General features: G+C 65.3%; 20 protein-coding genes and 1 pseudogene. 19 read left to right on the top strand and 2 right to left on the bottom strand.

Translation table 11 applies throughout. From position 1 onward, the window contains the following. Nucleotides 1-334: pseudogene (locus tag E3O19_RS07580) on the bottom strand (hypothetical protein); the annotation flags it as partial. 279 nt (nt 335-613) lie between these two features. Between E3O19_RS07580 and E3O19_RS07575 the strand changes: the two are divergent. From E3O19_RS07575 to nrdF, 19 genes are all read left to right on the top strand, one after another. Beyond that, entirely contained in the window at nt 614-1978 is a 1365-nt protein-coding gene (locus E3O19_RS07575; RefSeq protein ID WP_134566670.1) for a cystathionine beta-synthase, read from the top strand. A gap of 18 nt (nt 1979-1996) precedes the next feature. Beyond that, nucleotides 1997-3151: a cystathionine gamma-synthase gene (locus tag E3O19_RS07570; protein WP_134566668.1), complete on the top strand. Its 1155-nt coding sequence runs from the start codon at nt 1997-1999 to the stop codon at nt 3149-3151. 115 nt (nt 3152-3266) lie between these two features. Continuing rightward, nucleotides 3267-4586: an APC family permease gene (locus tag E3O19_RS07565; protein ID WP_241981263.1), complete on the top strand. Its 1320-nt coding sequence runs from the start codon at nt 3267-3269 to the stop codon at nt 4584-4586. A gap of 23 nt (nt 4587-4609) precedes the next feature. Continuing rightward, nucleotides 4610-5125, top strand: a complete 516-nt coding sequence (locus E3O19_RS07560) for a cyclase family protein (RefSeq protein ID WP_198413881.1) — start codon at nt 4610-4612, stop codon at nt 5123-5125. Between the two features lie 282 nt (nt 5126-5407). Further along, nucleotides 5408-6430, top strand: coding sequence for a LacI family DNA-binding transcriptional regulator (locus E3O19_RS07555; protein ID WP_134566666.1), 1023 nt, complete (start codon nt 5408-5410; stop codon nt 6428-6430). Nucleotides 6431-6813: 383 nt separating this feature from the next. Beyond that, nucleotides 6814-8538, top strand: a complete 1725-nt coding sequence (gene araB / locus E3O19_RS07545; RefSeq protein ID WP_134566664.1) for a ribulokinase — start codon at nt 6814-6816, stop codon at nt 8536-8538. Next, entirely contained in the window at nt 8535-9245 is a 711-nt protein-coding gene (locus tag E3O19_RS07540) for an L-ribulose-5-phosphate 4-epimerase (protein WP_134566663.1), read from the top strand. The genes araB and E3O19_RS07540 overlap by 4 nt, the downstream gene beginning before the upstream one ends. Then, nucleotides 9245-10762, top strand: coding sequence for an L-arabinose isomerase (gene araA / locus E3O19_RS07535; protein WP_134566661.1), 1518 nt, complete (start codon nt 9245-9247; stop codon nt 10760-10762). Before E3O19_RS07540 ends, araA begins: the two co-directional genes overlap by 1 nt. Nucleotides 10763-10828: 66 nt before the next feature. Further along, entirely contained in the window at nt 10829-11956 is a 1128-nt protein-coding gene (chvE, locus tag E3O19_RS07530; RefSeq protein ID WP_134566659.1) for a multiple monosaccharide ABC transporter substrate-binding protein, read from the top strand. 79 nt (nt 11957-12035) lie between these two features. Continuing rightward, on the top strand, nt 12036-13577 hold the full coding sequence (gene mmsA, locus E3O19_RS07525) for a multiple monosaccharide ABC transporter ATP-binding protein (RefSeq protein ID WP_134566658.1): 1542 nt from the start codon (nt 12036-12038) through the stop codon (nt 13575-13577). Further along, the gene (gene mmsB / locus E3O19_RS07520) at nt 13574-14755 is read left to right on the top strand and encodes a multiple monosaccharide ABC transporter permease (RefSeq protein WP_134508397.1); all 1182 of its coding nucleotides are present in this window, start codon (nt 13574-13576) and stop codon (nt 14753-14755) included. The genes mmsA (E3O19_RS07525) and mmsB (E3O19_RS07520) overlap by 4 nt, the downstream gene beginning before the upstream one ends. Nucleotides 14756-15316: 561 nt before the next feature. Then, a complete protein-coding gene (gene mmsA / locus E3O19_RS07515; protein WP_134566656.1) occupies nt 15317-16867 on the top strand; it encodes a multiple monosaccharide ABC transporter ATP-binding protein in 1551 nt (516 codons plus the stop codon). Beyond that, nucleotides 16864-18192, top strand: coding sequence for a multiple monosaccharide ABC transporter permease (gene mmsB, locus E3O19_RS07510; RefSeq protein WP_134566655.1), 1329 nt, complete (start codon nt 16864-16866; stop codon nt 18190-18192). The genes mmsA (E3O19_RS07515) and mmsB (E3O19_RS07510) overlap by 4 nt, the downstream gene beginning before the upstream one ends. A 67-nt stretch (nt 18193-18259) precedes the next feature. Then, a complete protein-coding gene (locus tag E3O19_RS07505) occupies nt 18260-19351 on the top strand; it encodes a substrate-binding domain-containing protein (protein WP_134566653.1) in 1092 nt (363 codons plus the stop codon). A gap of 322 nt (nt 19352-19673) precedes the next feature. Then, nucleotides 19674-20687 carry a type IV toxin-antitoxin system AbiEi family antitoxin domain-containing protein gene (locus E3O19_RS07500; RefSeq protein WP_134566651.1) on the top strand — a complete coding sequence of 338 codons (1014 nt, stop codon included), beginning with the start codon at nt 19674-19676 and terminating at the stop codon, nt 20685-20687. A 541-nt stretch (nt 20688-21228) separates the two neighbouring features. Beyond that, nucleotides 21229-21462 (top strand): glutaredoxin-like protein NrdH, encoded by a 234-nt coding sequence (gene nrdH, locus E3O19_RS07495; protein WP_134566649.1) that lies wholly within the window; start codon nt 21229-21231, stop codon nt 21460-21462. A 92-nt stretch (nt 21463-21554) separates the two neighbouring features. Continuing rightward, nucleotides 21555-21959 (top strand): class Ib ribonucleoside-diphosphate reductase assembly flavoprotein NrdI, encoded by a 405-nt coding sequence (nrdI, locus tag E3O19_RS07490; protein ID WP_134566647.1) that lies wholly within the window; start codon nt 21555-21557, stop codon nt 21957-21959. Between the two features lie 5 nt (nt 21960-21964). Beyond that, nucleotides 21965-24097 (top strand): class 1b ribonucleoside-diphosphate reductase subunit alpha, encoded by a 2133-nt coding sequence (gene nrdE, locus E3O19_RS07485; protein WP_134566686.1) that lies wholly within the window; start codon nt 21965-21967, stop codon nt 24095-24097. A gap of 98 nt (nt 24098-24195) precedes the next feature. After that, a complete protein-coding gene (gene nrdF / locus E3O19_RS07480; protein WP_134566645.1) occupies nt 24196-25170 on the top strand; it encodes a class 1b ribonucleoside-diphosphate reductase subunit beta in 975 nt (324 codons plus the stop codon). Between the two features lie 367 nt (nt 25171-25537). Here the strand turns inward: nrdF and E3O19_RS07475 are convergent, their stop codons facing one another. Further along, nucleotides 25538-26836 carry an IS1380 family transposase gene (locus E3O19_RS07475; protein ID WP_166804512.1) on the bottom strand — a complete coding sequence of 433 codons (1299 nt, stop codon included), beginning with the start codon at nt 26834-26836 and terminating at the stop codon, nt 25538-25540. Nucleotides 26837-26995: the final 159 nt, after the last annotated feature.

The raw sequence follows: 26995 nt of genomic DNA, 5'->3' as shown, positions 1-26995 counted from the left end.
GGGCAGCCGGCGCGGATGGGCCGCCCGGGCTCGGCGTCGCGCCTGCTCCCGCGGTGCCGACCGATTCGCCCGGCGCGCTCGCCGGGGCGAGCACCGAGGAGACCAGCAGCGCGCTCACGGCCACGGCGGCGAGCACGCCCAGGGCGAGGCCGAACCGACGGTTCCAGATCAGGCGCTTCCGTTCGCGGGGCGCGTGCGCCGCATCCGCCGCATTGTCGATGAGTGAACCGTCGTCGTCTGGCGAACCGTCGTCGTCTGGCGCACCGTCGTCGTCTGGCGAACCGTCGTCGTCTGGCGCACCGTCGTCGTCTGGCGAACCGTCGTCAACGGGCACGGGCATCTTCCTTCATGGGCGTGATTCTACGCAGCCGGCCTGTGCGCGGTCGGAGAGTGAGCCCGGCCGTGCCCGCCGCAGTCTGGTGACTCCGAGCGCGCTTCGGTAGAGTGGGAGGCGTGCTCGTTCTGATGTCGTGTCCGCGGTGTGGCTGTCGCTAGCCGACCCGGGCACTCCCACACGACCTCGCGTTCCCTCGATTTGCCCAAAGCCGTCGCGTGCAGCCTCCGGCCGCGCGGCGAGTGAGAAACGGCGCGACACCATGACGAAGGACACTCCATGAAAATTGCCGACACCATTCTCGACCTGATCGGCGACACCCCGCTGGTCAGGCTGCACAAGGTCACCGAGGGCGTGGCCGCCACCGTGCTGGTAAAACTCGAGTACCTCAACCCGGGTGGCTCGTCCAAGGACCGCATCGCGACCCGGATCATCGACGCCGCCGAGCGGGACGGCCTGCTCCTCCCCGGCGGCACCATCGTCGAGCCCACCTCCGGCAACACCGGCGTCGGCCTCGCCCTGGTCGCCCAGCAGCGCGGCTACAGGTGCGTGTTCGTGCTGCCGGACAAGGTCGGCGAGGACAAGCGCAACGTGCTAACCGCCTACGGCGCGGAGATCGTGGTGACCCCGACATCCGTCGCCCCCGACCACCCCGACTCCTACTACAGCGTCTCCGACCGGCTGGCCACGGAGATCCCCGGGGCGTTCAAGCCGAACCAGTACGCCAACCCGAATGGTCCGCGGAGCCACTACGAGACCACCGGTCCCGAGATCTGGCGCGACACGGACGGCCGGGTCACCCATTTCGTGGCCGGGGTCGGCACCGGCGGCACCATCACCGGCACCGGGCGTTACCTGCGCGAGGTGTCCGGCGACACCGTGCGCATCATCGGCGCTGACCCTGAGGGCTCGGTCTACTCCGGCGGCACCGGCCGGCCCTACCTGGTCGAGGGCGTCGGCGAGGACTTCTGGCCGGCCGCCTACGACCCCGACGTGGTGCACGAGGTGATCGCCGTCTCCGACGCCGACTCCTTCGCGATGACCCGCCGCCTCGCGCTCGAGGAGGGCATCCTGGTCGGCGGCTCAAGCGGCATGGCCGTCGTCGCCGCCCTCCGCGCCGCCGAAAAACTCACCGCCGCCGACACCATCGTCGTGCTGCTGCCCGATGGCGGGCGCGGCTACCTGGGCAAGATCTTCAACGACGGCTGGATGCGCAGCTACGGTTTCACCAACGCGCCGGCCGGGCACACCGTCGGCAACCTGCTCGAATCGAAGACCGGCACTCTCCCGGCCTTCGTCTACGTGCACCCGAGCGCCACCGTGCGGGACGCGATCGAGCGGATGACCTCGTCGAGCGTCTCCCAGGTGCTCGTGTTGACCGCGAAACCGCCGGTCGTCATGGGTGAGGTCGTCGGATCCCTCGACGAACGCCACCTGATGGAACTCGTCTTCTCCGGGGAGGCGAAACTGGGCGACCAGGTCAGCGCCTTCGTCAGCGAATCCCTGCCGATGATCGGCGTCAACGAGCCGGTCGCTGCAGCGCGGGCCGCCTTCGCCCGGCACGATGCTCTTCTCGTCACCGACGGCGGCAAACCCCTGGGCGTCATCACGCGCCACGACCTGCTCAGTTACCTGAGCGCCTAGACAGTAAGGAACTTCTCCATGGCTCGCACGCAGAACTTCGACACCATCGCCATCCACGCCGGGCAGGGATTCGACCCGACGACCGGCGCCGTGATCCCACCGATCTACCAGACCTCCACCTATGTGCAGGAGAGCATCGGCAACCTGCGTGGCGGCTACGAGTACAGTCGCGGCGGCAACCCCACCCGCACCGTGCTCGAGACCCTCCTCGCCGCGCTCGAGGGCGGCAAGCACGGGCTGTCCTTCGCCAGTGGGCTCGCCGCCGAGGACACCATCCTGCGTGCCCTTCTTGCGCCCGGAGACCACATCGTGCTCGGCAACGACGTCTACGGGGGCACCCACCGGCTCATCAACAGGGTGCACGGCGCCTGGGGTGTGCAGAACTCCACCGTCGAGATGTCCGACCTGGCCGCCGTCGAGCGGGCGATCATCCCGGGTAAGACGAAGATCCTGTGGGTGGAGACGCCGAGCAACCCGCTGATGAAGATCAGCGACATCTCCGCGCTGGCCGAGCTGGGCCACCGCTTCGGGGTCACCGTCATCGTGGACAACACGTTCGCTTCGCCCGCGCTGCAGCATCCGCTGGCTTTCGGCGCCGACGTGGTCGTTCACTCGACCACCAAGTACCTCGGCGGGCACTCCGACGTGCTCGGCGGGGCCCTGATCATCAACGACGACGAGTTGGCCGAGAAGGCCGGGTTCCTGCAGTTCGCGGCCGGCCCGGTCTCCGCCCCGCTCGACGCCTGGCTCACCGTGCGTGGCATCAAGACCCTGTCGGTGCGGATGGACCGCCATTGCAGCAACGCGCAGGCCATCGCCGAACACCTGCAGGGCCACCGGGCCATCGACACCGTATACTACCCCGGCCTGCCGGACCACCCGGGCCACGACCTGGCGAAGAGGCAGATGCGCGGCTTCGGCGGCATGCTGTCCCTCGCGTTCGCCGGGGGAGCACCGGCGGCGCGCGCCTTCGCCGAGTCGACCCACCTGTTCCAACTGGCCGAGTCGCTCGGCGGGGTCGAGTCCCTCGTGAACTACCCGTCCGAGATGACGCACGCCTCGGTGCGCGGCACCGAACTCGAGGTCCCTGACAACATCATCCGCCTCTCGGTGGGTATCGAGGACATGGCCGACCTGATCGATGACGTGGAGCAGGCGTTGCCCGCCCGCTAGTACTGGCAGTTTTTCGACGGAGTGTGTCTTCTCTGCCATTTCGGTCGCGCCGCAGACGCACCAGCATGGTGGAGTGACCAGTGACCAGAACACCGAGACAGTGATGCCTGACCAAATGACGGATGCACGTCCCGCGCACGCCGGATCCCTCGGCCTGGTGCAGGGGGCGGCTCTCTACATCGCCGCCGTGCTCGGCACCGGTATTCTCGTGCTGCCGGGGCTCGCGGCGACCGCGGCCGGGCCGGCCTCGCTCCTGGCCGTGTTCGCAGTGTTCCTTCTCTCGATCCCGCTCGCCGGTACCTTCGGTGCCCTCGCCTCGCGCTTCCCCGACCCAGGCGGCGTGGCCAGCTACGTGCGGCGGGCTCTCGGCCAGACCTGGGCTCGAATGACCGGCTACTGGTTCTTCTTCGGGGTGGGCTTCGGCGCCCCGGTCGTGGCGATGCTCGGCGCGGAATATGTCGTGGCGATCGTCGGCGCTGACCGGGGCGCCGTGCCCTGGGTTGCCCTGTTGATCCTGATTCCGCCGTTCGTCTCCAACTTCTTCGGCCTGCGGGCGTCCGGCATTGTGCAGCTCGTGCTCACCGGAGCACTCCTGTTCGTCGTCCTCGGCGTGGTCGCCGTGGCGTTCCCCGCCGCCGACCCCGCCAACTTCGAGCCGTTCCTCCCGCACGGCTGGGGCGGCGTCGGCACGGCGATCAGCTTGTTCGTCTGGGCCTTCGCCGGCTGGGAGGTCGGCACCCACATCGCCGGTGAATTCCGCAACCCGCGCCGGGACATCCCACTGGCCACCGCGATCGCCCTCGTCGTGGTCGGGATCGCCTATCTCGCCCTGCAGTATGTGACCATCGCCGTGCTCGGCGAGCGGGCCGGCCACGGCCAGGTTCCCCTGCTCGACCTGATCCAGGCCGCCCCGCTCGGGGTCGGTCCCCTCTTCGTTGCCGTGATCGCCGCCGTCGTGGCGCTCGGTGTGCTGAACGTGTACGTCGGCGCGTTCGCGAAGCTCGGCGCGTCACTCGGCCGGGACGGCGACCTCCCGGGGTGGATGACCCCCGGCGTCGAATCCGGCGGGATTCCCCGCCGCAGCCTGGCCGTCGTGGCCACGCTCACCGGAACCTATTTCACCGTCATGGTCAGCCAGGGGCTGCCCCTGGCGGCATTCATCCTCATCCACACCAGCTCGATGGTGGCCATCTACACGCTCGGAATGATCGCGGCCGTTCGCCTGCTCTCCACCTGGTCGCTGGGCTGGTGGCTCGCCGTGGTGTCCGTGGTACTCACCGCCGGGTTACTCGTGCTGGCCGGGCCGAATCTGGTCGTCCCCGCCCTGCTGGCGGTCGTGGCGCTCATCGTGCGGGCCGCCAAACGATACGGCATCCGTACATCACTCACCAAGGAGTCCGTACGACCTGTGCCCGCCCCCGCTTCGTCGACCTGAACCACGAAATCCGGGCCGGACTGGTGACCTGCCCTGGGCTGCCTGCCCTCGTCATCTTCCCGCACCGCACCCGGGAGGACTCTCGGTCGCGAAACGTCCCCGGAACTGAACTCGCGATGGACCTGATCACGATGATCGGCAACACGGGCACCTGCCTCGACAGCCCAGTCCACCGCTACCCGCAGGGCGGCGACCTGGCGGGCCTCTCCCTGGACCCCCTGGTCGACCAGCCCGCGCGGGTATTCCATCTGACGGATGCCTTCTCCCGCGGCATAGCCGCCGACGCATTCGACCGGCGAGGGAGCGACCTGGTCGGCACTGCCGTGCTGCTTCACACCGGCTGGGACGCCCGCTCCAGCACCCCGGAGTACGCCGTCGGCGCGCCCTACCTGACCGAGGAGGCCGCCAGACGTCTGGTCGAGGCCGGGGTCTCCCTCGTCGGGTTCGACTCCCTCAACATCGATGACACGGAGTCCGGCGGTGAACGGCCCGCGCGCTCCCGGCTCCTCGCCGCGGCATCCACGTGGTGGAGCACCTAACTGGGCTCGCGGCACTGCGGGACGTCGGCGCCCGGTTCACGGCCGTGCCGCCGAAGATTGCGGGCTTCGGCACTTTCCGGGTGAGGGCCTGCGCCCGGCCGTGACAGTGACCTTTACAGATGCAACTGTCATCTTTTCGAATGTGACAGTCACCTGGAGGGCAGGGCACCGGGACATCCCGTCCATGTGACTGTCACACAGTGCTTTCCGACCAGCGGCCAGGTGTGCATAATTGATGTGCGTTCACATTTGTGACCGTGCACATGTGAACAAGGTCGTTACGTGACAGAGAATCTGCCCAAGGTGCGGGCGCCCAGCATCCGGGATGTGGCTCGCCTGGCCGGGGTGTCCCACCAGACTGTCTCCCGCGTGCTGAACAACCACCCGAGCATCCGGGAGTCGACCAAGGCCCGCGTGCTCGAGGTCATGGAAGATCTCCAGTACCGGCCCAACCGTGCAGCACGGGCGCTCTCCCGCGGACGATCCCGCACGATCGGGATCCTCTCGGCGCAGAGCTCCGAGTATGGCCCGGCCAGCAGCATCGCGGCGATCCAGGACGCGGCCCGTGAGGCCGGCTACTACGTGAACACCGCGAACCTGACCACGGTCGACCAGGAGTCGATCGAGGCGGCCCTGATGCACCTGATGCTTCAGGCGGTGGAGGGAATCGTGGTGATCGCACCCCAGGTGCGCGTGTTCGACGTGCTCGAACAACTCTCGATCACGGTGCCCTTCGTATCGCTGCAATCCACCGGCCACCTCGATGACCACGCACTGTCGGTCGACCAGATCGCCGGCGCCCGGCTGGCCACCCGGCACCTCATCGACCTCGGCCACCGGCGGATCTACCATCTGGCCGGGCCGCAGGACTGGATCGAGGCGGAGGCGCGGATGCGTGGCTTCCTCGACGAGATGGGGGCGATGGACGTCCCCACAACGGCGCCGATCCTGGGTGACTGGACGGCGGACTTCGGCTACCACGCGGGACGGGAGCTGTTCGGTCGCCGCGATTTCACCGCGATCTTCTCCTCGAACGACCAGATGGCGCTCGGCCTGATGCACGCGGCCCGGGATGCCGGCCTGGACCTCCCGCGCGACATCAGCATCGTAGGGTTCGACGATATTCCGGAGGCGGCGCACTTCTGGCCGCCGCTGACGACGGTTCGGCAGGACTTCGCTGAACTCGGTCGCCGCTGTATCGCGCTGTTGCTGAGCAACCTCCCGGGCGGCGAGCCCATTGTCGACCGCGAACCGATCATGCCACGACTGATCGTGCGCGAGTCGACGGCCCCGCCGGCCTTCTGACGCCGCGCCGGTTTCGGCAGGCCGCCACCGCGGGGGCGGGCGCGGCCTGCCGCAACCGTCGCGCCCCGGCAACGGGAGTCGCGCCCCGACAACGGGAGTCGCGCCCCGGCAACGGGAGTCGCGCCCCGGCAACGGGAGTCGCGCCCCGGCAACGGGAGTCGTACCGGGGCGAACTAGGCCCCTGCCCGGCTGACCCCGCGAACGCGGCCTGCCCTCGGACGGGGATAACAGTTCTCAAATCGACACAAATGGGACTTGACAGTGGATCCGGTAGTGGGTCTAACATGAGACCACTGAATGTGACCGTTCACATTCGAATGTCATATCCGGCCCGAGAATCACCCGGGCAGGCGTAACACCCGCCAGACAAGGGAGTCGATTTCGTGAGCACGACCGAGCAGTCCCCGACACAGGCGGGCGACGAGAGCTACGTCATCGGGATCGACTACGGGACTCTGTCCGGTCGCGCCGTCGTCGTGCGCGTCTCCGACGGCGTCGAAATCGGGTCGGCCGTGCTCGACTACCCACACGCCGTGATGGACACCGTCCTCGCCGCCACCGGAGCGGTTCTCCCGCCCGAGTGGGCGCTGCAGGTTCCGCAGGACTACGTCGCCGTGCTCAAGAACGCCGTCCCCTCCGCGATCAGGAACGCGGGCATCGACCCGGCGCTCGTGATCGGCGTCGGCACCGACTTCACGGCCTGCACCATGGTGCCGGTCCTCGCGGACGGCACTCCGTTGAACGAACTGCCGGAGTACGCCGACCGGCCGCACGCTTACGTGAAACTCTGGAAGCACCACGCCGCGCAGCGCCAGGCCGACCGCATCAACGAGCTCGCCGCCGGTCGCGGCGAGAGCTGGCTGCCACGCTACGGCGGACTCATCTCCAGCGAGTGGGAGTTTGCCAAGGGCCTGCAGCTGCTCGAGGAAGACCCCGAACTGTACAACCGGATGGACCACTGGGTGGAGGCTGCCGACTGGATCGTCTGGCAGCTCACCGGCAGCTATGTTCGCAATGCTTGCACCGCCGGGTACAAGGGCATCCTGCAGGACGGCGTCTACCCGAGTGAGGACTTCCTCGCCGCCTTGAACCCCGCGTTCGCCCAGTTCGCGAACGAGAAGGTCGCCCACCAGATCGGCGAGCTCGGTGCTGCGGCCGGCACCCTGTCGGCCGAGGCCGCAGCCTGGACCGGTCTGCCGGAAGGCATCATGGTGGCGGTCGGAAACGTCGACGCCCACGTCACCGCCCCCGCGGCGCAGGCGGTCGAGCCCGGCCAGATGGTCGCCATCATGGGCACCTCGACCTGCCAGGTGATGAACTCCGACCACCTCGCCGAAGTTCCAGGCATGTGCGGCGTTGTCGACGGCGGCATCGTCTCCGGGCTTTACGGCTACGAGGCCGGCCAGTCCGGCGTCGGCGACATCTTCGCCTGGTACGTCGCCAACCAGGTACCGCCGCGCTGCCACGAGGCTGCGAAGGATGCTGGGCAGAGCGTGCACGAGTACCTCACCGAACTGGTCCGGGACCAGCCGGTCGGCGGCCACGGGCTCGTCGCCCTCGACTGGCACAGCGGCAACCGCTCCGTGCTCGTCGACCACGAGCTGTCCGGGCTCCTGCTCGGCGCGACCCTCACCACACGACCGGAGGAAATCTACCGGGCCCTGCTCGAAGCCACCGCGTTCGGCGCCCGCACCATCGTCGAGACGTTCAACACGAGCGGGGTGCCGGTCACCGAGTTCATCGTCGCCGGCGGCCTGCTGAGGAACAGCTTCCTCATGCAGACCTACAGCGACATCCTGAGGATGCCGATCTCCACCATCGCGAGCGACCAGGGCCCCGCGCTCGGCTCGGCGATCCACGCGGCCGTGGCCGCGGGGGCCTACCCGGACGTGCGCGCCGCTGGCAAGGCGATGGGCAAGCTCAACAAGAACGTGTACAGCCCGAACGAAGAGTCGGCGACCGCCTACGACAAACTTTTCGCCGAATACTCGCTGCTGCACGACTACTTCGGCCGCGGCGCCAACGATGTGATGCACCGGCTCAAGGCCCTGCGGCGCGACGCCCTCGCACCGGTGGCCGCCGCCGACGCCCTGGCGGTGTCCGCATGAGCTCCTTCGGCCCAAGGGTCGAGGTGGCCGTCGCCCGGCTCCGCGACGACATCGCCCGCCTGCACTCCGAACTCACCCGCAACGGGCTGGTCGTCTGGACCGCCGGCAACGTCTCCGGCCGCGTGCCGGGAGCCGACCTGTTCGTGATCAAGCCCAGCGGCGTCGACTACGCCGACCTCGCGCCGGAGAATATGATCCTCTGTGACCTCGATGGCAACGTGATCCCCGACACCCCCGGATCCGACCGGTCGCCGTCCAGTGACACCGCAGCCCACGCCTACGTCTACCGCCACATGCCGGAGGTCGGCGGCGTCGTGCACACGCACTCCACCTACGCGACCGCGTGGGCCGCCCGCGGCGAGGCGATCCCCTGCGTGATCACTGCCATGGCCGATGAGTTCGGCGGCCCCGTGCCGGTCGGAACGTTCGCGATCATCGGCGACGACACGATCGGCCGCGGCATCGTCGATGCTTTGACCGGGCACCGCTCACGGGCAGTGCTGATGCAGAACCACGGCCCGTTCACGATCGGCAAGGACGCCCGCGACGCCGTCAAGGCGGCCGTCATGGTCGAAGACGTGGCCCGCACCGTGCACATCGCCCGCCAGGGCGGCGAGCTCATCCCCCTGCCGCAGGCCGCGATCGATTCCCTCTTCAACCGCTACCAGAACGTCTACGGACAAGCACCGCAAGGAGCACTCAAGTAATGCCCACTCTCTCCACGACCCTCGACCGCTACGAGGTCTGGTTCCTTACCGGCAGCCAGAACCTCTACGGTGAGGAAACGCTACGCCAGGTCGCCGAACAGTCGAAGACCATCGCCGACGCCCTCGGCGCGTCCAGCGACGTGCCCGTGAAGATCGTCTGGAAGCCCGTCCTCACCGACTCCGAGTCGATCCGCCGGGCCGCTCTCGACGCCAACTCCGCCGACCACGTAATCGGCCTGATCGCCTGGATGCACACCTTCTCCCCGGCGAAGATGTGGATCTCCGGCCTGGACGCGCTCACCAAGCCGCTGCTGCACCTGCACACCCAGGCCAACGTCGAGCTGCCGTGGAGCGAGATCGATTTCGACTTCATGAACCTCAACCAGGCCGCCCACGGCGACCGGGAGTTCGGCTATATCCAGACCCGTCTCGGCGTCTCCCGCAAGACCGTCGTCGGCCACGTCTCGAACCCGGCCGTGACCCTGTCGATCGGAACCTGGACCCGCGCCGCAGCAGGTTGGGCCGCGAGCCGAAGCATGAAGCTCGCTCGCTTCGGCGACAACATGCGTTACGTCGCCGTCACCGAGGGCGACAAGACCGAGGCAGAACTCCGTTTCGGCGTACAGGTCAACACCTGGCCGGTCAACGAACTGGCCGAGGCCGTGCACGCGGCAACGGATGCCCAGATCGACGCCCTCGTCGCCGAATACGAGGAGCTGTACGACGTGGCCCCCGAGCTTCGCGCGGGTGCCGCCCGCCACGACTCACTCCGCTACGGCGCCGCGATCGAGATCGGCCTCAAGTCCTTCCTCGAGGCCGGCGGCTTCAGCGCCTTCACGACCAGCTTTGAAGACCTCGGCGCGCTCCGCCAGCTGCCCGGCCTCGCCGTGCAGCGACTGATGGAGCAGGGCTACGGGTTCGGCGCGGAGGGCGACTGGAAGACGGCCGTTCTCGTGCGCGTGGCCAGTGTGATGGGCGCGGGTCTCCACGGCGGCGCAAGCCTGATGGAGGACTACACCTACGACCTCACCCCGGGGGCGGAGCTCATCCTGGGCGCACACATGCTCGAGGTCAACCCCGCACTGTCGAGCGCCAGGCCGACCCTCGAGATCCACCCGCTCGGCATCGGCGGCCGGGAAGACCCCGTTCGGCTGGTCTTCAACGCGGATTCCGGCCCCGCCGTCGTCGTCGCCATGAGTGACATGCGTGACCGGTTCCGCCTGGTCGCGAACGTCGTCGTCGTCGTCGAACCCACCGAGGCGCTCCCGAAGCTCCCGGTCGGCCGTGCTGTCTGGAGCCCAGAGCCCGACTTCGCCACCTCCGCCGCAGCCTGGCTCACCGCCGGCGCGGCACACCACACCGTCATGTCGACCGCCGTCGGCATCGAGGTGTTCCACGATTTCGCCGAGATAGCTCGCACCGAGCTCCTCGTGATCGATAAGACCACCACCCTGCGGGACTTCACCCGCGAGGTGCGCTGGAACCAGGCCTACTACCGACTGGCACAGGGCCTGTAATCACACCCATCAGCACCCACCTCCAACTGCAATCAGAGTTGATACAGAAACACGAAAGGTAAATCAGTGAAGACACGTAAGGTCCTCGCCGGCATCGCTGCCATCGGACTTGCACTCTCCCTCGCGGCCTGCTCCGGCGGAACCCGCGGCGGCACCACGACCGTTGACAACACGGCCGGAGCCAACAAGGGCGCCCTCGTCGGCGTTGCCATGCCGACCAAGACCTCCTCGCGCTGGATCAAGGACGGCGACGCCGTCAAGGCCTCGCTCGAGAAGCTCGGCTACAAGGTCGACCTCGAATACGGCGACGACAAGATCCCGAACCAGGTGCAGCAGATCAGCAACATGCTGACCAAGGGCGCCAAGGTTCTCATCATCGCCTCCATCGACGGCACCGCGCTCAGCGACCAGCTCGACCAGGCCGCCAAGTCCGGAGTCAAGGTCATCGCATACGACCGCCTGATCAACGGCAACAAGAACGTCGACTACTACACGACCTTCGATAACAACGAGGTCGGCGTGCAGCAGGCGACGAGCCTGCTCACCGGGCTCGGCGTTCTGGGCGCGGACGGCAAGGACACCGGCGCAGCCGGCCCGTTCAACGTCGAACTGTTCGCGGGCAGCCCCGACGACAACAACGCCACGTTCTTCTTCAATGGCGCAATGGACACCCTCAAGCCGTTCATTGACAAGGGCGTCGTCGTCGTCAAGAGCGGCCAGGTCGGCTTCACCCAGGTTGCAACCCTGCGGTGGGACCCGGCGACGGCCCAGAAGCGGATGCAGAACCTCATTGCCAGCACATACTCTGATGGCAGCAAGGTTGACGGCGTCCTCTCCCCGTATGACGGTCTCTCGATCGGCATCATCTCGGCGCTGACCAGCTCCGGCTACACCGCCAACGCCCTCCCGATCGTCACCGGCCAGGACGCGGAAGCTGCCTCGGTCAAGTCGATCGTCGCTGGCCAGCAGTACTCCACCATCTACAAGGACACTCGCCTCCTGGGCGAAGAAGCCGTGAAGATGGCCGATGACCTGCTCAACGGCAAGACCCCGGAGGTCAACGACACCAAGAGCTACAACAACAAGGTCAAGATCGTCCCGACCTTCCTGTTCCCGCCCAAGGTCGTCACGAAGGACAACTACAAGGCACTCCTGATCGACACCGGGTACTACACCGAAGCAGACCTCAAGTAGGTTTTCTCCCACACCGGGTAGTGGCGGCGGAAACGCTGCCACTACCTTTCCCCCCTTACCGCCGGAAGAAGAATTAACGGTGACCACAAATATTCTCGAGATGCGCAGCATCACGAAAACCTTTCCCGGAGTCAAGGCGCTTCAGGACGTCTCCCTCGCGGTGCAGCGGGGCCACATTCATGCGATATGCGGTGAGAACGGCGCCGGAAAATCCACCCTCATGAAGGTGTTGTCGGGTGTCTACCCGGCCGGCACCTACGACGGTGAGATCGTCTTCGAAAATGAGACCGTCGCCTTCAAATCGATCAACGAATCCGAGGCCACCGGCGTGGTCATCATCCACCAGGAACTCGCGCTCAGCCCGTTCCTGTCGATCGCCGAAAACATCTTCCTCGGCAATGAGCAACAGACCAACGGCTGGATCGACTGGAACAAGACCAACCTCGAGGCTGCGAAGCTGCTCGCCCGGGTAGGGCTCAGGGATAACCCGATCACCAAGGTGCGCGACATCGGCGTCGGCAAGCAGCAGCTCGTGGAGATCGCCAAGGCGCTCTCCAAGGAGGTGAAGCTCCTGATCCTCGACGAGCCCACGGCGGCCCTGAACGACGAGGACTCCGCGCACCTCCTGGATCTGATGAAGCATCTCAAGGGCCAGGGCATCACCTCAATCATGATCAGCCACAAGCTGAACGAGATCAAGGCCGTCGCAGACGAGGTCACCATCATCCGTGACGGCAAGCTGATCGAAACCCTCGACATGCACACCGACGAGATCTCGGAAGAACGCATCATCAAGGGCATGGTCGGCCGTGACCTGGGCAGCCGGTATCCGGACCATACACCGCACATCGGCGAGGAACTCCTGCGGGTCGAAGACTGGAACGTCTACCACCCGCTGGACCACCAGCGCAAGGTCGTCAAAGACGCGAACATCTCCGTCAAGGCCGGCGAAATCGTCGGCATCGCCGGACTGATGGGCGCCGGCCGCACCGAACTCGCGATGAGCGTCTTCGGCCACAGCTACGGCCACAACATCTCGGGCAAGGTCTACAAGAACGGCGCCCTCGTCGACACCAGCACGGTGGCCGCCGCGATCGATCATGGTCTGGCCTACGCAACGGAAGACCGCAAGCGCTACGGCTTGAACCTGATCGAAGACATCAAGCGGAACATCTCGCTGGTGTCGCTCCGCAAGATCTCAAAGCGCGGCTGGGTGGATTCCAACCAGGAGATCGTCGTCGCCGAGGGCTACCGCAAGAGCATGAACATCAAGGCCCCCAGCGTCGAGGCGCTGGCCGGTAAACTCTCCGGCGGTAACCAGCAGAAGGTCGTGCTGTCGAAATGGATGTTCTCCGACCCGGATGTCCTCATCCTTGACGAGCCGACCCGTGGCATCGACGTCGGCGCCAAATACGAGATCTACGGGATCATCAACAAACTCGCCGACGATGGTAAGGGTGTGATCGTCATCTCCTCCGAACTGCCGGAGCTGATCGGCATCTGCGATCGCATCTACACCATCTTCGAGGGACGCATAACGGCCGACGTGCCCCGCGGTCAGGCGACCGCCGAATACCTCATGCAGCACATGACTCAGGAAAGGGAGAAGGACAACCGATGAGCGCGTTCAGATCTGCACTTAATTACCTTGGCAGCCAGCTTCGCCAAGTTGGCCTCATCATCGCCCTTCTCGCGATCACCATCTTCTTCCAGATTGCGACGAGCGGCATCACGCTCAAGCCGATCAACGTCTCGAACCTGATCGTGCAGAACAGCTACATCCTGATCCTGGCCGTCGGGATGGTGATGGTCATTATCGCCGGCCACATCGACCTGTCGGTCGGTTCCGTTGTCGCCTTCGTCGGCGCGATGGCGGGCGTGATGATCACGCAGTGGAACATCCCGTGGTGGGCTGCCATCGTGCTCTGCCTCGGCGTCGGCGCTGTGGTCGGAGTGTGGCAGGGTTTCTGGATCGCCTACTTCGGGATACCGGCCTTCATCGTCACCCTGGCCGGCATGCTCACCTTCCGTGGCCTCACCCAGATCGCCTTGCAGAACCAGCAGATCTCACCATTCCCGGACGAGTTCCGCGCACTCGGCAGTGGATTCCTGCCCGACCTGGGCGGCGGAACGACCCTGCTCGAGCCGCTCACGATGGGCATCGGACTGCTGGCGACGGCGCTTCTGGTTGCCCAGGGCATCCGTTCTCGACTGGCCCGCAAGAAGTATGACGTGGAGGACGAGCCCTTTGCCTGGTTCATTCTCAAGCTCGTCTTCACGGCCGGCATCATCCTCTTCATCACCTACCTGCTCGCCAGCTACCGCGGCACCCCGATCGTGCTCGTCGTCCTCGGCCTCCTTACTGTCGTCTACGCGGCCGTGATGGCCAACAGCGTCTTCGGCCGGCATGTCTATGCGATCGGCGGCAACCTCAACGCTGCCGCCCTGTCTGGCATCAAAACCAAGCGCGTCACCTTCATGCTGTTCGTGAACATGGGTGTCATCTCCGCCCTCGCCGGGCTCATCTTCACCGCCCAGCTCAACCTGGCCAACCCGAAGGCCGGTGACGGGTTCGAGCTCGATGCCATCGCCGCGGTCTTCATCGGTGGTGCCGCCGTCACCGGAGGCATCGGCACCGTCACCGGCGCCATCATCGGTGGTCTGATCATCGGGCTGCTCAACAACGGTATGTCGATCCTTGGCGTCGGCACGGAGTACCAGCAGCTGATCAAGGGACTCGTGCTCCTGGCGGCCGTGGCGTTCGACGTCTACAACAAGCGTCGCTCCGGCGGTCGCTGACCCACGGTCGTCGGCCGGTCTCCGGCGGTCGCTAACCCACGGTCGCCGGCCGGTCTCCGGCGGTCGCTGACCCACGGTCGCCGGCCGGTCTTCAGAGCAGGGCCCGGTCGTCTTCGGGCGCCGGACCCTTCTCGATGTCCGGGGTGTGCCGGGGGGAGGTGGCACGGGCATTGCACGAATGGGCCTCGCATCGCGGGTTCTGCTGCCGGGGCGCGGACGCATCCGCTAGCCGTGCCTGCCGCGGGGGAGTACGATCCCTTTCTATCAACGGCGCGAAGGTCGATCCGCACCCGCGGGACGCCCTTGCACGTGCGTTACCCAAGTGTGACCAAGTGTCGCTTGACAGGGCTCGGTTCGCGCGAGAATATGAACGATGTGATCGGTCACATTTATTTGGCCGTTGTCAAGGTCTAGTCACACGACATTGAGGTCAAGCTGTGAGAACACTGATACACCATCCAAGTGCTGCCCGCAGTTTTTCAGCGACCGCGCCCCGCGCCGTCGTCGCCTCCACTGACCCTGCGGCGGATTCCCGCGCCCGCCGCGATGGGGAGGCCGTCGATGTCCACTGACCCGATCATCCTCGAGATGCGCTCGATCACCAAGGAGTTTCCCGGCGTCAAGGCGCTGTCGAACGTGTCGCTCACGGTCAGGGCCGGCGAAATCCATGCGATCTGCGGCGAGAACGGGGCCGGCAAGTCCACCCTGATGAAGGTACTCTCCGGCGTCTACCCCTACGGCACCTACTCGGGCGACATCGTCTACCAGGGCGAGGTCATGCACTTCAAGGACATCCGCTCGAGCGAGGCCGCCGGGATAGCGATCATCCACCAGGAGCTCGCGCTGATCCCCGAGCTGTCGATCACCGAGAACATCTTCCTGGGCAACGAGCCGACCAGATGGGGCGCGATCGACTGGATCACCGCCAAGAAGACGGCGCTCGACCTGCTCGCGCGGGTCGGTCTCCGGGACGACCCCGACACGCTGATCAAGAATATCGGCGTCGGCAAGCAGCAGCTCGTGGAGATCGCGAAGGCGCTCAACAAGTCGGTCAAGGTCCTCATCCTCGACGAACCGACGGCAGCCCTGAACGAAGCCGATTCCCAGCACCTTCTCGACCTTATCCGGGGACTCAAGGGCAAGGGCATCAGCTCGATCATGATCTCCCACAAGCTCAATGAGATCGAACAGGTCGCTGACTCGATCACGATCATCCGGGACGGCTTGACGATTGAGACCCTCGACGTGGTTGCAGACGGAGTCAACGAGGACCGGATCATCCGTGGGATGGTCGGTCGAAGCCTGGAAAGCCGGTTCCCCGACCGCACCCCACACATCGGCGATGTCTTCTTCGAGGTGCGCAACTGGAACGTGCAGCACCCCCAGGTGGCCGAGCGCATGGTCGTCAAGAACTCCAGCCTCACCGTCCGTAAGGGCGAGATCGTCGGCATCGCCGGCCTGATGGGGGCCGGCCGCACCGAGCTCGCAATGAGCATCTTCGGTCGGTCGTACGGCAACTTCCTCTCGGGGACGATGTTCAAGGATGGCAAGGAGATCCAGCTGCGTAATGTGGCCGAGGCGATCGACCATGGCCTCGCGTATGTCAGCGAGGACCGCAAGGCTCTCGGACTCAACCTGCTCGACGACATCAAACGGTCGATCGTGTCGGCGAAACTGACCAAGATCTCGGCCGGCCCGGTCGTCAACGATTCGAAGGAATACGCGATCGCGGAAAGCTATCGGACCAGCCTCCGGATCAAGACGCCGAGCGTCGACGCCGGCGTCAACAAACTCTCCGGTGGAAACCAGCAGAAGGTCGTCCTGGCGAAGTGGATGTTCACCGACCCCGACCTGCTGATCCTCGACGAACCCACCCGCGGCATCGACGTCGGCGCCAAGTACGAGATCTACGGCATCATCCAGCAACTCGCTGCGCAGGGGAAGGGAGTCATCCTGATCTCCTCCGAACTCCCCGAGCTGCTTGGCCTGGCCGACCGGATCTACACGGTCTTCGAAGGCGCGATCACCGACTGTATCCCGGCCGAAACGGCCGACCCCGAGACTCTGATGAAGAGTATGACCTCCGCAAGGAAGAAGGTTCAGAGCATATGAGCGCAGAGACGAGTCCCCGGGGCGGCCTCAGGGACCTGAAGAAGATCTTCGGCGGCGGCAGCTCCAATGTGCGGCAGTTCGGCATCCTGTTCAGCCTGATTGCCATCATTCTGCTGTTCCAGTTCCTCACCAACGGGCTGACGCTCTCCTCGGGCAACCTGATCAACCTGGTCAGCCAGTATTCCTACATCCTGATCCTGGCGATCGGCATGGTGATGGTGATCATCGCCGGCCATATCGACCTGTCGGTGGGCTCGATCGCGGCGTTCGCCGGGATCGTCGTGGCGACCGCCATGCAGGAATGGAACCTGCCCTGGCCGCTGGCGATCCTCCTCGGCCTCGTCGTCGGGGCGCTGATCGGGGCCTGGCAGGGCTTCTGGGTGGCCTACATCGGAGTGCCGGCCTTCATCGTCACGCTCGCGGGCATGCTCATCTGGCGCGGCGGCAACCAGGTCATAGGCAACGCGAACACGGTGCCGGTTCCCGACGGTTTCACCGTGATCGGCTCCGGCTACCTCCCCGAGGTGGGACCGTTCACGGGCTACAACAATCTCACCCTGCTCCTCGGACTCGTCATCGCTGCGGCCGTGGTGCTGGTCGAATGGCGCGCTCGCCGGGTTCAGAAGATCATGGGCTCCGATCCCGCGCCGCTCTGGGTCAGCATCCTCAAGGTCGTGCTTCTCGACGCGGTCGTGATCTACGCGACTGTGCTGTTCGCCGGCGGCCGGGCGGGTACAAGCTTTCCGGTGTCGGGCATCATCCTCGGCGTGCTCGTGCTGTTCTACTCCTTCATCACCCGTAACACGATCTTCGGCCGCCACGTCTACGCGGTGGGCGGCAACAAGCTCGCCGCCGAACTGTCCGGCGTCAAGTCCCGCCGGGTCAACTTCCTCGTGATGATGAACATGTCGATCCTGGCCTCGCTGGCCGGTATGATCTTCGTCGCCCGCTCGGTGGCCTCCGGACCCCAGGACGGCCTGAGCTGGGAACTCGACGCCATCGCGGCCGTGTTCATCGGCGGTGCGGCCGTCTCGGGGGGCATTGGCACCGTGACCGGTTCCATCGTCGGTGGCCTGGTCATGGCGGTGCTGAACAACGGGCTGCAGCTGCTCGGCGTCGGCGCCGACCGGGTGCAGATCATCAAGGGTCTCGTGCTCCTGATCGCGGTGGGCGTCGACGTCTGGAACAAGAGCCAGGGTCGGCCGTCGTTGATCGGGTTCCTGACCCGAAAGAGCAAGACCGGCGAGTTTCCGTCTGAGCCGCCGGCCGTGATCCCGACCTCCGGCACGCCGGACTCAGCACGGCCGTCGGATAATCCCTCCTGACCCGCCCGGTTCCGGGCGTTGCTTCACCCTTCCCTGCACCAACCTCTCCCACAGAAAGTGATTGACAATGCGAAAACTCCTTACGACCACCGCGATTGCCGCGGTCGCCTTGATGGCGCTGTCGGGTTGCTCGACCCGCACCGACACGACGTCCGGATCCAGCGCTGCTGCCGGTTTCCCGGCTGACTCGCTCATCGGCGTCGCGCTCCCGTCGAAGACCTCCGAGAACTGGGTCCTCGCCGGCGGGCTGTTCGAAGACGGCCTCAAGGCTGCCGGCTTCAAGGGCGACGTGCAGTATGCCGGTGCCTCGACCACGGTCAAGGACCAGCAGGACCAGATCTCGGCCATGGTCACCAAGGGCGCCAAGGTCATCATCATCGGCGCGGCCGACGGCGGCCAGCTCGGCACCCAGGCCAAGGCGGCGCACGACGCCGGCGCGATCGTGATCGCCTACGACCGTCTCATCCTGAACACCGACAACGTCGACTACTACGTCGCCTACGACAACTTCAAGGTGGGTGAACTCCAGGGCCAGGCGCTCCTGGACGGCCTCAAGGCGAAGAAGCCGGCCGGCCCGTACAACATCGAGTTGTTCTCCGGCTCGTCGGACGACGCGAACGCCCCGGTCTTCTTCAACGGCGCGATGAGCGTGCTGCAGCCGAAGATCGACGACGGAACCCTCGTCGTCGGTTCGGGCCAGACGGACATCAAGCAGACGGCAACCGCCGGCTGGAAGGCTGAGAACGCGCAGAGCCGGATGGACTCGCTCCTGACCAGCACCTATGGCGCCAAGGCGATCGATGGCGTCCTCTCCCCGAACGACACCCTCGCCCGCGCGATCATCACCTCGGTGAAGGCCGCAGGCAAGCCGATCCCGGTCGTCACCGGTCAGGACTCCGAGGCGGAGTCGGTCAAGTCGATCATGGCCGGCGAGCAGTACTCCACCATCAACAAGGACACCCGTGTTCTCGTGGCCCAGGCCATCGATATGGCGAAGGTCCTGCAGAAGGGCAAGACCCCCGAGGTCAACGACACCAAGTCGTACGACAACGGCAAGAAGATCGTCCCCGCCTTCCTGCTCCCCCCGGTCATCGTGACCAAGGCCAACGCGGCCGAGGCATACGCGAACGACCCGAAGCTGTCGCCGCTGACCAAGTAGCAGCCAGCCTCACAGCGCACTGAAGAAAGGGCCGGTCCTCTCGGGGGCCGGTCCTTTCTCCGTGTCCGCCCGCCCGTGCCCGTGTCCGCCCGCCGGGGTGGCTCGCGGCCCGGGCCCGAGAAGCGGGCGCGGCGTTGAACGTGCGCCCGCTTCCCAAAGGTGCGCCGCGAGTGTGTGTGGTTCTGCGCGCGGTGCCGTGGCTGTGGAGGCAACCTGCTCTCGGGGGAAGGCGCGCGTTTGTCCACAGGGCGGCATCCGGCTGGGTTGTGCACGGATGCGGCGGCGCACGCACTGGGGCGAGCCCGCGCCGCCACGGTGAGGGATGACCGATATTCGCAGCTCCGTCAGGGCCGATCTGCTGGACACCGTCAGCGCGCGACATGGCGGGCTCATCCCGGCTGCAGCGCTTCGCGAGAGCGGCCTCAATTCGCACGCGGTCGAGGCCTTGGTCCGCGACGGTTCGCTGGTGCGTCCGCGCAGGGGCCTCTACGTGCCGGGGGAAACGTGGCGCTCCGCTGACCCCGACGAGCGATATCGCCTCTACGTGCGGGCGACCGCTGCCATGGCCGCGCGGCCGATAGTTGTGTCGCACCTGTCGGCGGCCACATTGCACGGACTCCCGACCATCGGACACTGGCCGCGCACCGTCCACACGCTCAACCTTGACGCGTCCGGCGGCAGCACGGCGCGGCACCAGACCAGTCATCGCGGGGGTCCTGACCCGGAACTGCAGGTCATTGACGGCGTCCTGGTGACGTCGCTCGCCCGAACCCTCATCGACGTAGCCGCGGCCACGAGCTTCCTGATCGGGGTCGTAATGATCGACGATGCACTCCGGGTCGACCGGGAACGAGTGGCAAGTGCGGCGCGGCGCGGCATCCTTCTTCCAGCCGCTCTCACAAAAGCCCTCCTGTTCGCCGAACTCGCGGCGGTGAGCCCGCGGTTCGGTGCCAGGCAGGCGAACCGCGCCATCGAGTTCGGCAACGCCCTGTCGGCCAACGGCGGGGAATCGATGAGCCGGGTGCGAATCTTTCAACTCGGATTCGAGGTGCCCGAGCTGCAGGTTCCGTTTCGGAACGTCGAGGGGCGCGACTACTGGGTGGACTACTACTGGCGACGGGTGCGCAAGATCGGTGAGTTCGACGGAATGCAGAAGTACACTCGCGGCAGGGTACTGGCGGGGCGGGATCCCGGCGAGGTTGTCTGGCGGGAGAAGCGTCGTGAGGATGCGCTGCGCCGGCACTCCGACAGCTTCGACCGCTGGGACTGGGACACGGCATTGTCGCCCGTTCTCTTCGACCGTTTTCTGCGCGAGCGCGGTGTGCCGCGGGCGTGAGGGGCGCGGTGTGGTGCGCGCACATCCGGGCCACTCCCGCGCGGGCGAGGGATGTCGCGGCACGTGTTTGAGAACCCGGCCCGTCGTAGAACGTGCGCCGGGTTCTCGGCGGTGCGCCACGAGGTGGTGGCGTGCGGGAGTGGTGGCGTGCGGGAGTGGTGGCGTGCGGAGAAGACGTGGCGCGCGGGGACGGGACGGAACGGAACGCGGGCGGGCGGGCACGGCGCCCTGTGGGGGTCGCGACACGCCGCAGCAGTTTCCACAGGGGCAACCTCGGGTGGGCACCGGCCTGTGGATAACTTTCGCGAATGCCGCGGAGAATCGGCGTTGTCGCATCCGCTGGGCTGTGTACAACCGGTGGAATGTCGGTGGATAACTACATAATTGTAATTACTGCATGTAGTGGCCATTCCTATTTCCGATCACTACATGTAGTATAAAAGTTCAACACAGCACGCCTTGAACTTCAGATTTCACATGAAAACCGATTTTGAGCACTGAGTTTGAATACTGATTCCTGAACGACGAGAAAGGCCCTCCCATGGCAATCACGGTCTACACCAAGCCCTCCTGCGTGCAGTGCACGGCGACCTACCGCGCCCTGGACAACAAAGGCATCGAATATGAAATCCTCGACCTCTCGGTCGACGAGAAAGCCCTCGAGGCCGTCAAGGCCCTGGGCTACCTGCAGGCTCCCGTCGTCATCACCGACGAGGACCACTGGTCGGGCTTCCGCCCCGACAAGATCAACGAACTCGCGCAGCGCCTCGCGTAACCGCGGGGCTCTGGCTAGCCGGGCTCGGGCCGCGACCTCCAGCGCGCGGTTCACTACATTGCGGTCTTTTTCACACACGAAGGGGGTGTTCAGTGACCGATATCGTTTATTTCTCCAGCACCTCGGGCAACACGCACCGCTTCGTTGAGAAGCTCGGGCGGCAGGCGGCCCGCATCCCGCTCCACGCGCGGGACCAACCGCTGCGCGTCGAGGAGCCCTACGTCCTGGTGGTGCCGACCTATGGTGGCGGCGAAACCAAAGGCGCGGTGCCCAAGCAGGTGATCAGATTCCTGAACGACGAGCACAACCGGTCGCTCATCCGTGGGGTCATCGGCGCGGGCAACACGAACTTCGGCACGGCCTTCTGCGTCGCCGGTGACATCATCGCCGCGAAGTGCAAGGTGCCCCACATGTATCGATTTGAAGTACTCGGAACGCCGGATGATGTGCGCATCGTTCACGACGGATTGGAAGAATTTTGGAAGCAACAGCCGTGAAGACCATGACTCACCCGGCCCCAGGCCTGGCAATGGACTACCACTCCCTCAATGCCATGCTCAACCTGTACGGCCCGAACGGGGAAATCCAGTTCGACAAGGACCGTGAGGCGGCGCGGGAATTCTTCCTGCAGCACGTCAACCAGAACACGGTTTTCTTCCACAGCTTGCGCGAGCGCCTCGACTACCTGGTCGAGAAGGAGTATTACGAGCAGGCCGTGCTCGACCAGTATTCGTTCGAGTTCATCACCAGCCTCAACGACCTGGCCTACTCGAAGAAGTTCCGCTTCCAGACCTTCCTCGGCGCGTTCAAGTACTACACCTCCTACACACTGAAGACGTTCGACGGCAAACGTTACCTCGAGCGTTTCGAAGATCGTGTCGTGATGACCGCCCTCGGCCTCGCCCAGGGCGATGACCAGCTCGCGATTGCCCTCGTTGAGGAGATCATCGCCGGACGATTCCAGCCGGCCACTCCCACCTTCCTCAACTCGGGCAAGGCGCAGCGCGGTGAGCTCGTCTCCTGCTTCCTGCTCCGCATCGAAGACAACATGGAGTCGATCTCCCGCGGCATCAACTCGTCGCTGCAGCTCTCGAAGCGCGGCGGCGGCGTCGCGCTGCTGCTCAGTAACATCCGTGAGGCCGGCGCGCCGATCAAGCAGATTGAGAACCAGTCCAGCGGCATCATTCCCGTGATGAAGCTGCTCGAAGATTCCTTCAGCTACGCGAACCAGCTCGGCGCCCGCCAGGGGGCCGGGGCGGTGTACCTGCACGCCCACCACCCCGACATCATGCGTTTCCTCGACACCAAGCGTGAGAACGCCGACGAGAAAGTGCGGATCAAGACGCTCTCCCTCGGCGTAGTCGTGCCCGACATCACCTTCGAGCTCGCCAAGAAGGATGAGGACATGTACCTGTTCTCTCCCTACGACGTCGAACGCGTCTACGGGGTGCCGTTCGCGGACATCTCCGTGAGCGAGAAGTACTACGAGATGGTCGACGACCCGCGGATCAAGAAGTCGAAGATGAAGGCGCGTGACTTCTTCCAGACGCTCGCCGAGATCCAGTTCGAGTCCGGCTACCCGTACATCATGTTCGAAGACACCGTCAACGCGGCGAACCCGATCAAGGGCCGCATCAACATGTCGAACCTGTGCTCGGAGATCCTCCAGGTCAATACGCCGACCACGTACAACGAAGATCTGTCCTACGATTCGATCGGTAAGGATATCTCCTGCAACCTCGGGTCGATGAACATCGCCCTGTCGATGGACTCGCCCGACTTCGGCAAGACCGTGGAGACCGCCATTCGCGGTCTCAACTCGGTCTCGGAGCAGAGCCACATCTCCTCGGTGCGTTCGATCGAAGACGGCAACGACAAGTCGCACGCCATCGGCCTTGGCCAGATGAACCTGCACGGCTACCTCGCTCGTGAGCGGGTGTACTACGGCAGCGACGAGGCCATCGACTTCACCAACATCTACTTCTACACCGTGCTGTTCCACGCGGTCCGCGCCTCGAACAAGCTGGCCGTCGAACGCGGCCACGCGTTCGCAGGCTTCGAAGACTCCACCTACGCGTCCGGCGCGTTCTTCGACAAGTACACCGACCAGGTCTGGGCTCCCGCCACCGCCCGGGCCGCAGAGCTGTTCGAGACGTCGGGTGTGCGCGTGCCGACGCAGTCGGACTGGGCTGAGCTCAAGGCATCCGTCATGGAGCACGGCATCTACAACCAGAACCTGCAGGCCGTGCCGCCGACCGGGTCGATTTCCTACATCAACAACTCGACCTCGTCAATCCACCCGATCGCCTCGAAGATCGAGATCCGCAAGGAAGGCAAGCTCGGCCGCGTCTATTACCCGGCGCCGTTCATGACGAACGACAACCTGGATTTCTACCGGGATGCCTACGAAATCGGTGCCGAGAAGATCATCGACACCTACGCGGCGGCGACGCAGCACGTGGACCAGGGTCTCTCGCTCACGCTCTTCTTCAAGGACACCGCAACGACCCGCGACATCAACAAGGCGCAGATCTACGCTTGGCGTAAGGGCATCAAGACGATCTACTACATCCGCCTGCGCCAGCTGGCCCTCGAGGGCACCGAGGTTGACGGCTGCGTCAGCTGCATGCTCTGATCCAACCGCACCAGCGAACGGATGCACCGGTGGTCGGGTCTGGACAGGCTCGACCACTTGATCTCGACAGGCTCGATCACCGACTAAGGAAAGAACACATGATTGACAAGCTCAAGCTCGTCTCCCACGTTGACGCGATCAACTGGAACAAGATTGAAGACGAAAAAGACGTCGAGGTCTGGAATCGGCTGGTCAACAACTTCTGGCTGCCGGAGAAGATCCCGCTCTCCAACGACGTGCAGTCCTGGAACACGCTCACCCCGGTGGAGCAGCAGCTCACCATGCGGGTGTTCACCGGGCTGACCCTGCTCGACACGATTCAGGGTACCGTGGGCGCTGTTTCGCTGATTCCGGATGCGATCACCCCGCACGAAGAGGCCGTCTACACGAACATCGCATTCATGGAGTCTGTGCACGCGAAGAGCTACTCGTCGATCTTCTCGACGCTGTGCTCCACGAAGGAGATCGACGAGGCGTTCCGCTGGTCGACCGAGAACGTGAACCTTCAGAAGAAGGCCTCCATTGTCATGGACTATTACCAAGGCGACGACCCGCTCAAGCGCAAGGTCGCGTCGACCCTGCTCGAGTCGTTCCTGTTCTACTCGGGCTTCTACCTGCCGATGTACTGGTCCAGCCGCGCGAAGCTGACCAACACGGCCGACCTCATCCGCCTGATCATCCGGGATGAAGCGGTGCACGGTTACTACATCGGCTACAAGTACCAGAAGGGGCTCGAGGCGGCCACCCAGGAGCGCCGTGACGAGATGAAGGACTACACCTTCAACCTCGTCTACGAGCTGTATGAGAACGAGGTTCAGTACACGCAGGACCTCTACGACGAGGTCGGTCTGACCGAGGACGTCAAGAAGTTCCTGCACTACAACGCCAACAAGGCGCTGATGAACCTCGGCTACGAGGCCATGTTCCCGAAGGCCGTCACCGACGTGAACCCGGCGATCCTGTCGGCGCTCTCGCCGAATGCGGACGAGAACCACGACTTTTTCTCCGGGTCGGGATCCTCCTACGTCATCGGCAAGGCCGTCAACACGGAAGACGCGGACTGGGACTTCTGAAACAGGTGGTGCCGCGGGCAGGTGATCGCATCGCCCGCGGCAGCACCGAAGTTGTCGTCTCAGACGTCTAACGGCCCAGGGCCGCCCGCCGAGAGTGACACGGAACCGTTGCGTGACGACGTCACACACACTGTGACCGGTCACGCTGCTGAAGTCGTTCGCATGCGGGGACGTCGAGCCGGTGGTCCGCCGGGTATGTTCGACCGGGGACGGGCTCCTCTTAGCCTTTTTCCACCGATCGGCTGAGGCGGGGAGTCGTTTTCTGATTTGAGTTGCGGCGGCATGCTGGGGCGTGGTTGTGCGCTGAGCCTCGCTGCTCGTGGTGTTCCACTTGGCTTCCAGGTCGTGCCGGGTCGGGGTGGGCGGGTCACGTCGGGGTGGGGCTGGTTTGTGTGAAGGCGTGGTCGAAGAGGTGGGTCCAACCGGTTTCCCAGGGCCAGTTCTCGGGCAGGTGCAGCGTGATGCGCCGGGCTGAGGAGGCGATCCTTGCGGGGATGTTGATCAGTTTCCGGCGGATGGTCGCGGTCGTGGCCCGGGCCAGGCCGGTGCCGGCGGTCGTGGCGGCGGCGCGGGTGAGGTTGAAGGCGATGACGGCCAGCACCAGCCAGGCCGCGTTGGCGGCGAATACACCGGAGGGCAGGTGGGCCAGGGTGCTGGTGGTGAAGAACGCGTGGAAGCGGTGCAGGTCCAAGAGCGTGGTCTGGCCGGCGAGTTTGTGCTTGTTCAGTTCCGGGATCCGGCGCACGACGAAGCGGCCGGGGATGTGGTCCGACTTTTTCCGTGAGGTGAACGCGGTGTAGGGGATCTCGGCGACTTGGGCGTTGGAGATCCAGGTTCGGGTGTCCTCGTCGAAGATCGCGTGCGTGTACTTGATCGGCGTCCACCCGGTCGCCGGGATGGCCGCGATGCGCTTCCTGACGGCGGAATCGAGGCGGGCAGTGACGGAGACGTCCGCGCCGCCGGACAGTGCGGCGTGGATGGCCGCGAACGTGTAGAACGCGGAATCCGCGCGGAACAAGATCCGGGCGGCGGCCATCCCGGGCAGGCGTCGGAGGGTGGTGAGAGCGTCCCGGATCAGCCGGGTCGCGCCGTGCGGGGACGAGGCGGCGCCCCGGCGGAGGCGTTGAGCGAGAATGATCGGGGCGCCGGTGACTGTTTTCACTGTCGCGAGGATCGCGTTCAAACCCCGGACCCTGGACCCCGGAGTAGCCGAAGCTGGCGCCTTGTTTCTGGTGCCCGTGGACCTCGATTGAAAAGTGTCGTCCACGTCCAGGAACACATAGTCGTCGCCCGGTTCCGGAACAATCAGCGGGCTCTGGGCGGCGAGGCTGATCAGGAATCGGGACGCGATCGCATCAAGCTGGCGCACATGGCCGAACGTGAACGCGCGCAGGAACGACCCGAGCGTCGACGGTGCGTAGAGGTAGGCGAAGAGCTTCCGCATCCCGCCGTGGCGCAACACGGCCATATCATCGATGGAGTCCGCGCCGGCCACCATCCCCGCGACCAGCGAGGCGACTTTCAGCCCGGCGTGGGCGCCCTTGTCCGTGGGCACGCTCAACCATTTGTCAGCCAGGTGCCGCAGACCGGCCTTCTCGGCCAGTTTCATCGCCGGCACCAACCCCGCAGACGACACGAGGTTGGCGTCATCGAAGACGTGCGACACGGCGCGGGTGGTGTGCGAAACTTGAATCTACGAGATGCCCCTCTGAATCAGTCGAATTGTTCTGTGGTAAGTACAATTTTCCTTGATAAGACGGGCATTCTCTGTTTAACGCGCCGTTAGATCCCAATCCCGATCGGTGGATTGACGCTTCTATGGTTT

The sequence above is a fragment of the Cryobacterium algoritolerans genome (assembly GCF_004402785.1).
Taxonomy (GTDB): domain Bacteria; phylum Actinomycetota; class Actinomycetes; order Actinomycetales; family Microbacteriaceae; genus Cryobacterium; species Cryobacterium algoritolerans.
The sequence above is the reverse complement of the archived record's forward strand: the minus strand, read 5'-3'. Positions and strand labels throughout refer to the sequence as shown.

Excerpts from the sequence above, each read along its gene's own strand:
- nrdF (WP_134566645.1), top strand. The coding sequence starts at position 24,196 with ATGATTGACAAGCTCAAGCTCGTCTCCCACGTTGACGCGATCAACTGG.
- araA (WP_134566661.1), top strand. The coding sequence starts at position 9,245 with ATGCCCACTCTCTCCACGACCCTCGACCGCTACGAGGTCTGGTTCCTT.
- E3O19_RS07500 (WP_134566651.1), top strand. The coding sequence starts at position 19,674 with ATGACCGATATTCGCAGCTCCGTCAGGGCCGATCTGCTGGACACCGTC.
- nrdE (WP_134566686.1), top strand. The coding sequence starts at position 21,965 with ATGACTCACCCGGCCCCAGGCCTGGCAATGGACTACCACTCCCTCAAT.
- E3O19_RS07570 (WP_134566668.1), top strand. The coding sequence starts at position 1,997 with ATGGCTCGCACGCAGAACTTCGACACCATCGCCATCCACGCCGGGCAG.
- mmsA (WP_134566656.1), top strand. The coding sequence starts at position 15,317 with ATGTCCACTGACCCGATCATCCTCGAGATGCGCTCGATCACCAAGGAG.
- E3O19_RS07575 (WP_134566670.1), top strand. The coding sequence starts at position 614 with ATGAAAATTGCCGACACCATTCTCGACCTGATCGGCGACACCCCGCTG.
- E3O19_RS07565 (WP_241981263.1), top strand. The coding sequence starts at position 3,267 with ATGACGGATGCACGTCCCGCGCACGCCGGATCCCTCGGCCTGGTGCAG.
- mmsB (WP_134566655.1), top strand. The coding sequence starts at position 16,864 with ATGAGCGCAGAGACGAGTCCCCGGGGCGGCCTCAGGGACCTGAAGAAG.
- nrdH (WP_134566649.1), top strand. The coding sequence starts at position 21,229 with ATGGCAATCACGGTCTACACCAAGCCCTCCTGCGTGCAGTGCACGGCG.
- E3O19_RS07540 (WP_134566663.1), top strand. The coding sequence starts at position 8,535 with ATGAGCTCCTTCGGCCCAAGGGTCGAGGTGGCCGTCGCCCGGCTCCGC.
- mmsB (WP_134508397.1), top strand. The coding sequence starts at position 13,574 with ATGAGCGCGTTCAGATCTGCACTTAATTACCTTGGCAGCCAGCTTCGC.
- E3O19_RS07505 (WP_134566653.1), top strand. The coding sequence starts at position 18,260 with ATGCGAAAACTCCTTACGACCACCGCGATTGCCGCGGTCGCCTTGATG.